At 50.4% G+C, this 13,746-nt stretch carries 14 protein-coding genes; 5 read left to right on the top strand and 9 right to left on the bottom strand.

Features of this window, described 5'->3' with window-relative positions; all coding sequences use genetic code 11:
* Nucleotides 1-74: 74 nt before the first annotated feature.
* Both AC5FXQ_RS04150 and AC5FXQ_RS04145 read right to left on the bottom strand, forming a co-directional pair.
* Entirely contained in the window at nucleotides 75-632 is a 558-nt protein-coding gene (locus AC5FXQ_RS04150; protein WP_493601224.1) for a hypothetical protein, read from the bottom strand.
* 26 nt (nucleotides 633-658) lie between these two features.
* Nucleotides 659-1,558 carry a S66 peptidase family protein gene (locus AC5FXQ_RS04145; RefSeq protein ID WP_493601223.1) on the bottom strand — a complete coding sequence of 300 codons (900 nt, stop codon included), beginning with the start codon at nucleotides 1,556-1,558 and terminating at the stop codon, nucleotides 659-661.
* Between the two features lie 164 nt (nucleotides 1,559-1,722).
* Here AC5FXQ_RS04145 and AC5FXQ_RS04140 point away from each other — a divergent pair, with 164 nt between their 5' ends.
* Complete coding sequence (locus tag AC5FXQ_RS04140) at nucleotides 1,723-3,255, top strand: AbgT family transporter (RefSeq protein WP_493601222.1); 1,533 nt, start codon at nucleotides 1,723-1,725, stop codon at nucleotides 3,253-3,255.
* 93 nt (nucleotides 3,256-3,348) lie between these two features.
* Here AC5FXQ_RS04140 and AC5FXQ_RS04135 read toward each other — a convergent pair whose 3' ends face one another.
* Together AC5FXQ_RS04135 and AC5FXQ_RS04130 are read right to left on the bottom strand one after the other, a co-directional pair.
* A complete protein-coding gene (locus AC5FXQ_RS04135; protein ID WP_493601221.1) occupies nucleotides 3,349-3,951 on the bottom strand; it encodes a porin family protein in 603 nt (200 codons plus the stop codon).
* A 209-nt stretch (nucleotides 3,952-4,160) separates the two neighbouring features.
* A complete protein-coding gene (locus tag AC5FXQ_RS04130) occupies nucleotides 4,161-4,553 on the bottom strand; it encodes a RidA family protein (RefSeq protein WP_493601220.1) in 393 nt (130 codons plus the stop codon).
* Nucleotides 4,554-4,741: 188 nt separating this feature from the next.
* Between AC5FXQ_RS04130 and AC5FXQ_RS04125 the strand changes: the two genes are divergently transcribed.
* Nucleotides 4,742-5,722, top strand: coding sequence for a radical SAM protein (locus AC5FXQ_RS04125; RefSeq protein ID WP_493601219.1), 981 nt, complete (start codon nucleotides 4,742-4,744; stop codon nucleotides 5,720-5,722).
* A 189-nt stretch (nucleotides 5,723-5,911) separates the two neighbouring features.
* Nucleotides 5,912-6,433, top strand: a complete 522-nt coding sequence (locus AC5FXQ_RS04120; protein ID WP_493601218.1) for a gamma carbonic anhydrase family protein — start codon at nucleotides 5,912-5,914, stop codon at nucleotides 6,431-6,433.
* Between the two features lie 39 nt (nucleotides 6,434-6,472).
* Here the strand turns inward: AC5FXQ_RS04120 and AC5FXQ_RS04115 are convergent, their stop codons facing one another.
* Nucleotides 6,473-7,810 (bottom strand): hemolysin family protein, encoded by a 1,338-nt coding sequence (locus AC5FXQ_RS04115; protein ID WP_493601217.1) that lies wholly within the window; start codon nucleotides 7,808-7,810, stop codon nucleotides 6,473-6,475.
* Between the two features lie 189 nt (nucleotides 7,811-7,999).
* Nucleotides 8,000-8,311, bottom strand: a complete 312-nt coding sequence (locus tag AC5FXQ_RS04110) for a hypothetical protein (protein WP_493601216.1) — start codon at nucleotides 8,309-8,311, stop codon at nucleotides 8,000-8,002.
* A 403-nt stretch (nucleotides 8,312-8,714) separates the two neighbouring features.
* Here AC5FXQ_RS04110 and AC5FXQ_RS04105 point away from each other — a divergent pair, with 403 nt between their 5' ends.
* Nucleotides 8,715-10,955 carry a protein-disulfide reductase DsbD family protein gene (locus AC5FXQ_RS04105; protein ID WP_493601215.1) on the top strand — a complete coding sequence of 747 codons (2,241 nt, stop codon included), beginning with the start codon at nucleotides 8,715-8,717 and terminating at the stop codon, nucleotides 10,953-10,955.
* 164 nt (nucleotides 10,956-11,119) lie between these two features.
* Here AC5FXQ_RS04105 and AC5FXQ_RS04100 read toward each other — a convergent pair whose 3' ends face one another.
* The 3 genes from AC5FXQ_RS04100 to AC5FXQ_RS04090 form a co-directional block, all read right to left on the bottom strand.
* Nucleotides 11,120-11,728, bottom strand: a complete 609-nt coding sequence (locus AC5FXQ_RS04100) for a superoxide dismutase (protein WP_493601214.1) — start codon at nucleotides 11,726-11,728, stop codon at nucleotides 11,120-11,122.
* A gap of 89 nt (nucleotides 11,729-11,817) precedes the next feature.
* Nucleotides 11,818-12,267: a nucleoside deaminase gene (locus AC5FXQ_RS04095; RefSeq protein WP_262502671.1), complete on the bottom strand. Its 450-nt coding sequence runs from the start codon at nucleotides 12,265-12,267 to the stop codon at nucleotides 11,818-11,820.
* Nucleotides 12,268-12,364: 97 nt separating this feature from the next.
* Complete coding sequence (locus AC5FXQ_RS04090; RefSeq protein WP_493601213.1) at nucleotides 12,365-12,916, bottom strand: hypothetical protein; 552 nt, start codon at nucleotides 12,914-12,916, stop codon at nucleotides 12,365-12,367.
* Nucleotides 12,917-13,128: 212 nt separating this feature from the next.
* Here AC5FXQ_RS04090 and AC5FXQ_RS04085 point away from each other — a divergent pair, with 212 nt between their 5' ends.
* Nucleotides 13,129-13,560: a hypothetical protein gene (locus tag AC5FXQ_RS04085; RefSeq protein WP_493601212.1), complete on the top strand. Its 432-nt coding sequence runs from the start codon at nucleotides 13,129-13,131 to the stop codon at nucleotides 13,558-13,560.
* Nucleotides 13,561-13,746 lie beyond the last annotated feature (186 nt).

Genomic DNA, 13,746 nt, shown 5'->3' with positions numbered 1-13,746 from the left:
TAGGCATGTTTTGGTCTATAATATAAGCTGCTTACTTATCAGTATAATTTACTTTGGCCTTGCTTTAAGCAAAGCTATTCTATTGTTACGAGTTCAGTCACGATCTCCTTCTGGTTGCCAATAAACTTCTGCTTAAAGAAATTGACTGTTTGCTGTGACGATTCAACCAAAGCGGGTACATATTCACCCTTCTTTTCTGCTTCTGCTATTGCGCCAACTACCCCTTTGTTCTGGCGCATATCAGCCAATTCAACAGGTGTCCAGGTCAAGTGGATGTCGCCAATGTAATAGACCTTTTCAGGCTCAGTGAGATTGACTGAGATATAGTTGGGAGGTAAATTTTTATAGAACCCAATATTATCTCGGTATTCAAGCAGCGAAATAAAATGATTGCCTAACGGGAGTTTCATGTAAAAATAGCCGTTTTCGTCCAGCCAAACGGTATGCTTTCCCCAAAGCCGTTCATTAAAGTGCAGCACTATTTTTTCGTTCGCCAGCGGCCGGCTACTATCGAGCGCAAGTTTTCCAAATACGATCGTTTCATTGGGTTTCGTATTAGCGGTTGACGCAATTCTGCCTGTGCTGCAGCCTAAGCTAAAGAGAGCTAAAAAAAGTAAGATTATCCTATACATAAAGTGTGATTGGCTGGACTATGCAGTTAGACAGAATGAACATACTCCAACCTCACCCCATTCTCCTCAACTTCCAGCCTTGCTCTTCTCCCGCAAACCAGCGCCAGATTATCCGGCTCGTGGCCGGTCGGGAAGCCGTAGCAAACGGGGTAATCATACTTGCCGGTGTGTTCGGCGATGATCTCGTAAGCGTCTTTGCCAAAAGGAATGGCATTGTCTTTCATGTCGCTGAAGTGGCCGACGATAAGACCTGCCAGGTCCTTGAGCTTACCGGCGCGGTCAAGGTGCACCATCATGCGGTCGATGCTGTAGAGGTACTCGTCCACGTCTTCCAGAAACAGGATCTTGCCTTTGGTCGTGAAGTCGGAGCTGGTGCCCGAAACGTTGTGCAGGAGCGCTAGGTTACCGCCTATCAGTTGGCCTTCGGCTATACCTGTGCGGTTAAAGGCATGAGGGACGGTGCTATAGCTGAGTTCCTCGCCGAAGAGCACACGACGCAGGCTGTCCAGTGCCTCTTCTGTACCTTTCGGGAAGAGCAGAGGCATGATGCCGTGCACGCTTTCTATACCCAGGCTGTGGATGTGGCAAAGGAGGGAGGTGATGTCGCTGAAGCCAACGATCCACTTCGGGTGTTTCTGGAATTGGCTGAAGTCTATCTGATCGAGGATGCGGGTGGTGCCGTAGCCGCCGCGGGCACAAATGATCGCTTTGATGTCGGGGCGGTCGAGAGCCTGCTGCAGGTCCTGCAGACGCAGGGCATCATCGCCGGCAAACACACCATACTGTGCTCCCACTGTAGGGCCAACTTCCACTTCCAGCCCCCAGCCCTTCAGTATGTCGATGGCGGCGGCAATTTCTTCGTGGCTGATAAGACGGGCGGTAGCGATGATAGCGATTTTGTCGCCGGGCTGTAGTGGTGTGATCATGGGTAAAGCAATTTTTGATGATAAACGAAGGTATGGCTTTTTGCTAAAATTTGCGAGGCTGCAAAATTTTGGGCAATTTCGGAACCCCGTTTGCTATGGCCTTGACTGCCCGGCACCTGTACCTGAACAAGTGCTGCATTGGCGGGAATCTAAAAAACCTTTATATGACGCAAATCAAGAAAAAAAAGTCAGGGATTGACAAGTTCCTGTCAATCGTGGAGCGCATCGGTAATGCCCTGCCGCACCCTGCCACGCTCTTTGCAGGCTTTGCGCTGCTCGTGATCATCCTGTCGTGGGTAGCCAGTTTGTTCGACCTGGCGGTAACGCACCCGGGCACAGGCAATACCATAACACCGGTTAACCTGCTCTCCACAGAAGGACTGCACATGATCCTGACCCGCATGGTGACCAACTTTACCGACTTCGCTCCGCTGGGCACGGTGCTCGTTTCCTTGCTGGGTATAGGTATAGCCGAGGGCACAGGTCTGATTGGTGCGGTGCTGCGTCTGGTGGTGCTGTCATCGCCGAAGCGTTTGCTCACTTTCGTGATCGTTTTTGCAGGCGTTATCTCCAATACAGCTTCTGAAGTGGGTTACGTGCTGCTGGTGCCGCTGGCGGCGGTGATCTTCCTGGCGGCCGGCCGTAATCCGTTGGCAGGTCTGGCGGCTGCTTTTGCCGGTGTGTCAGGTGGCTACAGTGCCAACCTGCTGCTGGGTACCATCGACCCGCTGCTGGCCGGTCTATCTACAGAGGCGGCCCGTATTATTGATGCCGACTATACCGTAAACCCGGCGGCGAACTATTACTTCATGTTCGTTTCTACCTTCCTGGTGGCGGGTTTGGGTACCTGGGTAACCGAAAAAATCGTGATACCGCGGTTAGGGGAGTACAACGGCGACGAAAAGCCCCAGAGCATCGACCGCCTGAACAAACAGGAAAAGCGCGGCCTGCTCTACGCTTCACTGGCTATTCTGGCTTCTATTGCCTTTGTACTGGGCGGTTTGCTGCCCGAAGATGGCTACCTGCGCAATCCTGAAACAGGTGAGGTACTGAACTCGCCGTTCATGTCCGGTATCGTAGCCTTTATCTTCCTGCTTTCTGCTATTGGCGGTATCGCTTACGGTATAGGCGCCAAAACTATCAAAAACGACAGCGACGTGATGCGTGGTATGTCTAAATCCATGGAGACGCTGGGATCTTACATTGTGCTCGTGTTCTTCGCGGCGCAGTTCGTAGCTTACTTCAACTGGACCAACCTGGGCCTGATCCTGGCGATCAACGGAGCCGATGTGCTGCAGACGATGGGCCTGAGCGAGATTCCGCTGATGATCATGTTCATCCTGGTGGCGGCTGTGATCAACCTCGTGATGGGTTCGGCCTCGGCCAAGTGGGCGATCATGGCACCGGTGTTCATCCCGATGTTTATGCTGCTGGGTTATTCGCCGGAGTTCACGCAGGTGGCCTACCGCATCGGCGATAGCGTAACCAACATTATCTCGCCAATGATGTCATACTTCGCCTTGATCGTAGCCTTCATACAGCGCTACGACAAGAACGCAGGTATAGGCACCGTGATCTCAACGATGCTTCCTTACTCGATCGTGTTCTTTATCGGTTGGGTAGTGCTGCTGATCATCTGGATCATGATTGGTCTGCCAATTGGTCCGGGCGCCGAAATGTACATAACGCAGCCTTAACAGGTATGCTGCTAAACAGAGCAGCCGGTGCAGGTATATCCTGCACCGGCTGTTCTGTTTGAAATAGTTTTGTTCTCAAACTGATGGCTATACCTAAAACAGCTTCAGCCCCAAACTCAATAAGATCTGCTCGTTAGCCAGGTCATAGTTGCTCTGCATGGACGGATCTGAATAATTGCGGCTGATGCGCTCGTAACGCACATCTACGGTCAGGCGCTGTATATCAAGACCTATACCTGCCTGATAGCCCCAGTCAGAGCCTTCCATAAAGCTCTTGATGCTCTGTCCCTCCTGGCGTGCACTCAATAGACTGGAGGCGACCGGTCCCGCCTGTATACGAACCAGGTTGGCGATGCTTATACCAGCCATAATGGGCACATCGAGCCGGTTAAATTTGATGTCGGATACACGGTTTGTAATGGAGGTATTGGGATTAGACTCCAGTCGTCCGCCGGTCTGCGTGAAAATAGCTTCAGGCTGTATAAAAAAGCCCAGGATATTGACGCGGGCAAAAGCACCGGCATGGTAACTGGTCACAGATTCTTTTTTTGCGTACTCAGCAGGGTTACTGGTCACATCGTGTACACTTACACTGGAGGAGCCCACACCAGCCTTCAGACCTCCGGTTAAAAACTGCGCCTGTGCCGCCGTACTCAGGGCGACCAGCGCAAATATAGTTAGCACTAAATTTTTCATAGCTATAAGATTAGTTTCTAGATTTTATACCGAAGCCAAATCGGCACAGGTATAACGAATAATCAACAGCCTTTTAGTACGTAACCGTGTAAATATAGGGTATTCAGTATTAAATTATGGTACTATTCCTTTGTTTTGCTGGCTGTTAATGTGGGCTTTTATCGCGTGCTCCAGTCACTACATCAGGTATAGCACTTCGGTTAATCGGTTTATCCTTCTGCACTCAGTATAGCTGTAGCCTCAATTTCTACGAGTTGCTCCGGCCTGATAAGTGCCCGCACTTCTACCATGGTTGAGGCTGGTTTGATGTCGCTGAAGAACTCACCATGAGCACGACCGACAGCCTCCCATTGGCTGATGTCAGTCACATAGATACGGGTACGCACCACCTGCCGCATCGTGACGCCGGCTTCTTGCAGCGCCTTCTCTATCTTCTGTAGAATGTGCCGGGTCTGCTCGTAGGCATCGCCTACACCAATTACCTGATCGCCCTCAGTAGCCGTAGTGCCCGCCACCTCCACTACACTGCCGACACGCACAGCACGGCTATACCCAATGATATCTTCCCATACAGCGCCAGAAGAAATGTTTTGTCTTTTCATAAGTTAGAAAGTTAAATAGTTTGAGAGTTTAGGAATTGGATAGGTATGCCTTCGTAGGGATAGTTAGCGACCTGTCCGGATTCAGACAATTTAGCTATTTTTATAATCAGGTATTTCAGTATCCAGCCTACTTGTATACCTGATACTCCGGCAGAATCCTTAATTTTGAGTGAACAACTCTCTACCAGATGCGCCTGAGATCGAAACCTGTGCTTTGCAACTACTACGTTACGTACCGCTGTAACGCAAAGTGCTCGTTTTGTGACATTTGGGAGAAGCCTTCGCCCTACATTACGCTGGAGGATGTGGAGCAGAACCTGCAGGACCTGAAGCGGCTTGGGGTGCAGGTGATCGACTTCACGGGCGGCGAGCCCTTGCTGCACCGCCAGATCGATCAGATGCTGGGTATGGCGCACAACATGGGCTTCATCACCACGCTCACCACCAACGGAATGCTTTACCCTAAGCTGGCGGAGCGACTGAAAGGCAAGATAGATATGCTGCACTTTTCACTGGACTCTGCTCACAAGGAGGAGCACGATACCGGACGTGGCGTGGCCTGCTATGATTTTGTGATGGAGTCAATACAAGTGGCAAAGCGGCTGGGTGAGCGACCGGATATTCTTTTCACGGTGTTCCGTCACAATCTGGACCAACTCGAAGAGGTATACCGGAGCATCACGCAGCCCAACAAACTGATGCTGATCATCAACCCTGCCTTTGAGTATAATGACGTGGCAGTAGGGGAGCAGCTCACGGATGATGAACTAGACTACCTGACAGCTTTTGGGAAGCGCAAGGGCGTATACCTGAACGAGGGCTTTGTGCAGCTGCGCCGCGACGGAGGAAACAAGGTAGCAGATCCGGTTTGCAAAGCAGCCAGCACCACGCTGGTCATCTCTCCTGAAAACGAGCTGGTATTGCCTTGCTACCACCTGGGCACTAAAAGCTTTCCGATTCAAGGTAATCTGGGCGAGCTATACCTGAGCCAGGAGGTGGAGGAACTGAAGCAGTTAGAGGGACGATTGCCGGCTTGCGAGGGCTGCACCATCAACTGCTACATGCAACCCAGCTTCGCCGTAGAAATAAACAAGTACTTCTGGAAAGCCCTGCCAAGCACCCTCAAATACAACCTGAGCAAAGGAACGTGGAAGAGGCTGTTAAATTGATAAATTGTTGAATGGTTAAATTGCTGGAAGGTTAAATTGTTAAATGGTTGGGTTGTTAAATTGTTGTTCAGGTACGATTCAAACAGGTGTAGCCGATGCACGATTCGGACAGGTCGCGACCTGTCCCTACGAAATGCTTAACCTTTCAACTTCTCTACTCTCAAACTCTTAAACTTTCTAATTTAGAATATGCCAGTTATATTACCTGTAAAAGGAATAAGTCCGCAGATGGGCGAGGACTGCTTTGTGGCCGAAAATGCTACGATCGTGGGCGATGTGGTGATGGGCCGTGAGTGCTCTGTGTGGTTTAATGCCGTGATCCGGGGCGATGTGAATGCGATCCGGATTGGTGATAAAACCAACATCCAGGACGGTGCCGTGATTCACTGCACTTACCAAAAAGCCGCCACCACCGTCGGCAGCAACGTGTCGATCGGGCATAATGCTATTGTGCATGGCTGTACCGTGGAGGACAATGTGCTGATCGGGATGGGAGCTATTGTGATGGACAATGCGCTGGTGCAGAAGAACTGCATCGTAGCGGCGGGTGCTATTGTGCTGGAGAACACCGTGTGCGAGTCGGGATTTATATATGCCGGTATACCTGCCAAAAAGGTAAAACAGCTGAGTCAGGAGCAGATCGATGGCCTGGATAAAGTGGCCAATAACTATGTGATGTACAGCGGCTGGTTTACCAATCCGGAGGTATAAAAAAACGAAGGCTATACCTGTGCAGTATAGACTTCGTTTTTAATAGTTTGGTTCCTCGGTTTGCGGTTCTATTTGGGATCGGAAGTCGTCCCTGATCGTAAAGAGCACCCACTCCACACGGCGGTCAGATTTTTCCAGCACCCGGATCGCGTACTCATTGAACTCCGCTACCTCATTTGCATCTTCTGGTATGTGGCCGTAGATCATGGTCACAAAGCCGCCTACTGTTTCATAGTCCTCACCTTCAGGCAGCGCAAAAGGCAGGTAGTCGTTCGCGTCTGACACAGGGGCGGCGCCATTGACACGGTATTCAAAGTCGCTCAGGCGCTCCACAATCGGAACCTCCTCATCGTATTCATCCTGTATCTCGCCTACCAGTTCTTCAATGATGTCTTCTATTGTCACGATGCCCGACACACCGCCAAACTCATCAGTCACGATGGCCATGTGCATGTGGCGACGCTGGAACTGTTGCAAGAGGCGTGGGATCTTCTTCGTCTCCGGCACGAAATAGGCCGGGCGCATCAGCTTTTCAATGATGATCGGCTCACCCAGGCGCATCAGGCTCAGGATGTCTTTGACATAGAGTACCCCTACAATATTATCAATGGAGCCGTCGTAGACAGGCAGACGCGAGTAGCCTTCCTCAAAAATAAGCTCCATCAGTTCCGGCTCGGGAATGTTCACATCAATGGCCACCATGCGTGTGCGCGGTACCATGATCTGCTTCACCATGCGCTCGTTAAACTCAAACACGTTCTCGAGCAGCTCGTGCTGAGAGTCGACTAGTAATCCGCCCTCCGCACTTTGTTCAAAGAGCAGGCGCAGTTCTTCAGGGGAGTGTACCTCCGAGCCATGCACGGGACGAATACCCATAGAGCGAAGCACCAGGTTGGCAAAGCCGTTGAGAACCCAGATGAAAGGTCGGAAGAGGTAGTAGAAAAAGCGAAGCGGCAGCGTAATGGCCAGCGTCGTGGCTTCAGACCGCTGAATAGCCAGCGACTTGGGCGCCAACTCACCAAACACAATGTGCAACACCGTGATGATGGCGAAAGAGATCGGAAGAGCTATTTTGTGGGCCAGTGCCTCACTGCCCTGGAAGCCAAAGAAATTAATCACATTGATCACGATCTGTGACACTACGCTTTCGCCGATCCAACCCAGACCGAGCGATGCCAGGGTGATGCCGAGCTGAGTAGCCGACAGATAGGCGTCGAGGTGGGTGAGCATGTGCTGGGCCAGCCTGGCCATAGAACTGCCGGCCTGCGCCCGAAGCTCAATTTGTGAAGCACGCACCTTCACGATCGCAAACTCCGCCGCCACAAAAAAGCCGTTAAGCAATACCAGAAATATAGTGAGTAGGATGTTTAAAATCATAGCGTGTTACGGCGCGGTTTGCTTCCGGCTGCGTAAAATTAAGCTAAAATACGTGGTTTTACTATATATGTATGTGCTATTGGCAAGATTACATGCAGCTGGCATCGTAGCATAGTCTTGCAGGGCTTTGTCTTAAAACAAGAAAAGGTGCCACAGGGCACCTTTTCTTGTTGATACATCTTCAGGTGGTTAGTATTGAACCTGCATGGCGGGTGCCTGGGCGGTGCTGAACAACTCGCGGGCATTTTCCGGCGAAAGGAGGGGCATGAAGATAGCCTTAGCCTCTGCTTCGGAGATCATTCTGTAAACATGCTCTGAAGAAGTATCGAGGAAGGGATTGCAGAAGGAGTAAATAAATTCGTCTGAGAAAGTGCGGTACACAATATGAAAGTTGTGCTTCTCGTCGCGTGCAAGCTTGATCGCCTTGAAAGTGAAATTAAGTTCTTTGCCGCAAACAGTTTTGATGGTGGTGAATTCCTGTGGCTGAAAGTTTGTATTCATAGTTTTGAATGTAAGTTTTGTAAATAATCCGATATAAAATATACGTTTTGAGGACTCTTAAAATTCCCCGTCTGGCCAATGAAGCTCTTTATATCCGTGAACGGTATGAATTACAGGGTGAGTGTAAGGGTATTGATTACCAGAGCTTTAGTATGCAAGCATACAATTGTAGTCTGTGGGTGTATAAGTGAACTAACAGCCTGGCAGTGCGTTTAGAAACTACCTGCTATTACTTTCTGTTATTCATAGCACCAGGAGCGGCATTTGAGGGCAATAGCTTGTCATCTGTCTTTGAGGTTGGATCGATGCTGCCAGACAGATGGGGCTTTCGATCAAAATCTCTACTTTTGTAGTGAGGCTTTCGGGCTTCTTTGATCTTAATGAATTAACTAGACATACCCTTATGAGAAATAACTTGAGGCTGACGCTTCGCCTTCACTGGCTGTTTGTGGTCCTGTTGACCTTTGCAGCACAAATGGTGCAGGCACAGGTGCTGAAGCCTGCTTCCTGGAGCTACGATGTTTCCAAAAAGGAAGTAAAAGTGGGCGAGGAAGTCGAGCTCATTTTTAATGTCAGGATAGACAAGGATTGGTATCTCTACTCTTCTGATTTCGACCCTGACCTGGGGCCGATGGTGACGGAGTTTAAGTTCACTAAGCATCCTTCTTACCAGCTGATAGGTAAGATCAAGCCCATCAATCCGAAGAAGAAATACGATGACCTGTGGGAGGGGGAGTATACCTACTTTGTCGGCACGGCCCAGTTTAGACAGAAGATCAAGGTGCTGCAGCCTGACCTGGTTGTAAAAGGCTCTTACGAGTATCAGGTATGTACTGATGTCGATGGCAAGTGTATTCCGTTTGATGATGACTTTGCCTTTACCAATGCCCAGATAAAAGTACCAGCAGCCAGTGGAGCCGCTACGCCTGCTACGGTGCCGGTGGAGACATCGGCTGCAGCGCTGGAGAAGTCCCCGAAAGAAGCTACCACCCAAGCCACAGCCCCAGATGGACTCGATACTTCTCTCCCGGAGACGGTGCGAGAGGATACGGCGCTTATGGAAACAGAGTCTCTTGAAGTAGCCCCATTCAGCGATACTGCTTCGACCGGAGCGGGTGATGTGGTAACGCCGGCTCTTACCGGTGAAACCGGTGAGGCAGAGGGTGCAGAAAGCCTGTGGAAATTCATGCTGGTTGCTTTTGTCTTTGGTCTTGGTGCCTTGTTGACGCCCTGCGTATTCCCAATGATTCCGATGACGGTGAGCTTCTTCACCAATGGCAGCGCCAATCGCGGGCAGGCTATTTTCAAAGCCCTTCTCTATGGCTTCTCCATTATTGCTATCTATACCCTGGTGGGTACTATTGTGGCCAAATTGTTTGGAGCCGACGGCGCCAACTTCATCAGCACACACTGGCTGCCTAACCTGATCTTCTTCGCTGTGTTCATCATTTTTGCGATGTCCTTCTTCGGCATGTTCGAAATCACGCTGCCCAGCTCCTTCCTGACGAAGGTAGACGCGCAGGCAGACAAAGGAGGTATCATTGGGGTGTTCTTCATGGCTTTCACGCTGGTGCTGGTATCTTTCTCCTGCACGGGGCCTATCGTGGGCAGTATTCTGGTCGCATCTGCTGGCGGCGAAACGGTACGCCCAGTGGTGGGTATGCTGGGTTTTTCACTCGCTTTCGCGTTGCCTTTCACGCTCTTCGCTGTTTTCCCTTCGTGGCTCAACAGCCTGCCTAAATCCGGTGGCTGGCTGAACTCCGTGAAGGTAGTGCTGGGCTTTATCGAGCTGGCGCTGGCGCTTAAGTTTTTGAGCATTGCCGACCAGGTATACCACTGGGGCATCCTGGATCGCGAGGTATACCTGGCCCTCTGGATCGTTATCTTCACACTGATGGGCTTCTATCTGCTGGGTAAGCTGAAGTTCTCACACGACTCTGACCTGAAGCATATTGGTGTGCCGCGCCTTTTCCTGGCTATTGCCACGTTTGGCTTTGTTGTATACCTGATACCGGGACTGTTTGGTGCTCCATTGAAGGCGCTGTCTGGTTACCTGCCTCCGCAGTCCACCCACGACTTCGACCTCAATGCTATTGTGCGCCAGAGTGGGGGAGGAAGTACTACCACAGCAACACTGGCTGGCAATCAACTGTGCGAGACGCCTAAATACGGCGATTTCCTGCACTTGCCGCATGGCTTGCAAGGCTATTTTGACCTGGAGCAGGCCAAACGCTGTGCTGCCGAGCAGGGCAAACCTATCTTCATTGACTTCACCGGCCATGGCTGCGTGAACTGCCGCGAGATGGAAGCCAACGTATGGTCGCACCCGGAGGTGCTGAAACGCCTGCAGGAAAACTATGTGATAGCAGCCCTGTATGTGGATGACAGAACAGAGCTGCCTGAGAGCGAATGGTATGTGAGTGAACACGACGGGAAAGAGAAGAAGACCATTGGCAAGAAATACGCCGACTACCAGATCACGAAGTTCAATGTGAACGCACAGCCCTACTACGTGCTGATGGACGAAAAAGAGAATATGCTGGTAGAGCCAGTTGCTTATGACCGAAGCGTAGAAAACTTCGTGAAGTTTCTCGATGCGGGCGTAGAGGCTTATAACAAGCAGAAGCAGGTCGCGAAGAAGTAACGGTAGACCTCACAGTGTCTTCAGACCTGTGAATGCCTTGCCCGATACGGGAAAATACAGACTCTCACAGGAGCTACGCACACTGTGAGGTCAAAAACAAGAAAGCCCCACCTGTAGAGGTGGGGCTTTCTTGTTTTGAAGGGATAGCTGATATCCCGCGTCTTTTACTTCGTCTCGTTGTAGCGACGGGTTACTTCTTCCCAGTTCACCACGTTCCAGAAAGCATTGATGTAGTCCGGACGACGGTTCTGATAGTTCAGGTAGTAAGCATGCTCCCATACATCAAGGCCCAGGATCGGCTGACCGCCGCATCCTTCTGCGAATGGCATCAGGGTGTTGTCCTGGTTTGGTGTAGAGCAGATCTCCAGCTTCCCGTCTTTCACGCAAAGCCAGGCCCAGCCAGAACCGAAGCGTGTAGCCGCAGCCGCATTGAACTTCTCTTTCATCTGATCAAATGAGCCAAAGGCAGAGTTGATAGCATCAGCTATCTCACCTGAAGGCTGACCGCCGCCGTTTGGAGAAAGGATTGTCCAGAACAGGTTGTGGTTATAGTAACCACCGCCGTTGTTGCGAACTGCTTTGTTGTCTTCTTTCACATTGCGCATGATCTCCTCGATGCTCATGTTTTCCATCTCAGTGCCCGCGATCGCCTTGTTCAGGTTGTCGGTATAGGCCTGGTGGTGTTTAGTATGGTGGATTTCCATCGTGCGCGCATCAATATGTGGTTCAAGCGCGTCATAGGCGTAAGGTAGTTTCGGTAATTCGAAAGCCATAGTTTTATGTGGTTTTATGTGTGAAAAAATAGCATGCGTACAGATTTATAGGTGTACGTATGCATTTGAAATGTGAGTTTCAAAGATAGTTATTTTCTTTTGGCTGCAAAGAACGAAGCCATCAGTTCGGCACACTCCTGTGCCATCACGCCACTCACCATTTCGGTTTTGGGGTGCAGCAGATTCCCGACTCTTCTATAACCGCGCTTCGGTTCAGGTGTTCCAAATACTACCCGCTTGAGCTGTGCCCAATAGCTGGCTCCTGCGCACATCACACAGGGTTCTACGGTCACGTACAGGGTGCAGTCGTGCAGGTACTTATTTCCCAGGTACTCGGCAGCAGCGGTGAGGGCCAGCATCTCGGCATGGGCGGTTACGTCATTCAGCTTTTCAGTTTGATTATAGGCTTTGGCAATGATGCGGTTGTTGCTCACAACCACAGCCCCGATCGGAATCTCCCCCTCCTCAAAGGCATAGGTCGCCTGCCGGTAGGCTTCCTGCATAAAATGGTCGTCGCTGTGTATAGATAGTAAGTCCACAGGTATAGGTATAATTGTTCGCTTTTGCACAAGATACACAAAAAAGCCCCTCCGGGAAAGGAGAGGCCTCAGTAACCAGGTATAGGTTTAGTCGCTTTTAATTTTTTATTCTAACTGAGCCCATGATCTCACGGGCTGTGTCCTGCCAGTTGTTTTTCATCATAAACGGCATGTGCATGGAGAATACCATCAACTGATTGCCCTGCACGGTGTACTGCATGACGCTATACTTCTGCACCGGCGACAGATGACTGCCAGAGCGCTCGTCGGCCATCACTGATACAAACTCAAACACAATGTAATCGCGGCCATTGATGGTAGCTACTTCGTCTCTGATAAAATCCACCTTCGTGAAGCGCTCCAGCAGGTTAGCCTTGTACACGTCACGAAGCATGTTCAGATCCTGTGCGCCAAACTGCGACCGCTTCTGCGTCATGCTGAAGTCCACCTGACCATTGGGGCTGGAGTAAACGGCCACTGGTCGGTTGGCAGCCGGGTACTTACGGGCAATGCCATCATCTGGTAGCGGTGTGAAATCGCGGGGCAGCATAATGCTGACCTCCTTAGTGATCTGGATCTTCTTGAGTTTGGTGTCGGCCAGGGCTACGCCGGCAATCAGGATAATAGCTAAAAAGGCTAAGTAGCGCATGTTCATAGGATTGTTCGGGCAAAGGTATCAAATATTAAGGACTGTGATAGACAGTAGCAATTATTTTGCCAAAGCCGCAGCAGTGCCTGATCAGAGCGTATGCCCTGTGGTTTTATATCTTCTGTAGGTGAATGACGTTAAAAATGAAACAGCTGGACTTAGCGGTATAATTCCAGCTGCCTGAAATTAAATAACATGTAAACGTAAAAGCTATGTTAGGAAACATCATCAACAGCGTAAAAGGGCAGCTGACCGGGGAGCTGCAGGACAAGTTCAACCTTGACTCGGGACAAGCCAACCAGTCGGTGGACCTGGCCAAAGAACATGTGACGGAGGGGCTGAAGAAGGAGGCTTCGGGTGGAGATACCGGGGGAATCATGAACATGCTAAAAGGCCAGAAAGCGCCTCAGGACAGCCCGGCCATGAACAGTACCATCCAAAATTATATAGGGGATCTAACTTCTAAAGTAGGTATACCCGAGTCTGTGGCAAAGCAAGTGGGGCCTTTCGTTGTGTCGTTTCTGATGAACAAGATAGGCGGCAACGTGAACAGCCAGTCGGATCTGATGGGCATGCTGGGCGGCGGATTGACCGATAAACTGCCGAAAGGTATGGGAGACAAGCTCGGAGGGCTTTTTAAATAAGCTGAAAGATAGCCTAAAATAAGAGAAGCCATACCTAGCAGGTATGGCTTCTCTTTGGTTGTGTCGTTGTGTTTTTTGGTTGCAAGTCGGCAACTTACTTACATCTCACCTTAAACAAGTATGCCTATAATTGCCGGAGCGGGGAGCTCCAAAGCAATGTCTTTAAATCAGTTGTCAAAAACTGAG

The sequence above is a fragment of the Pontibacter sp. LHS1 genome (genome assembly GCF_058932855.1).
This window is presented reverse-complemented; position numbering and strand designations above follow the sequence as displayed.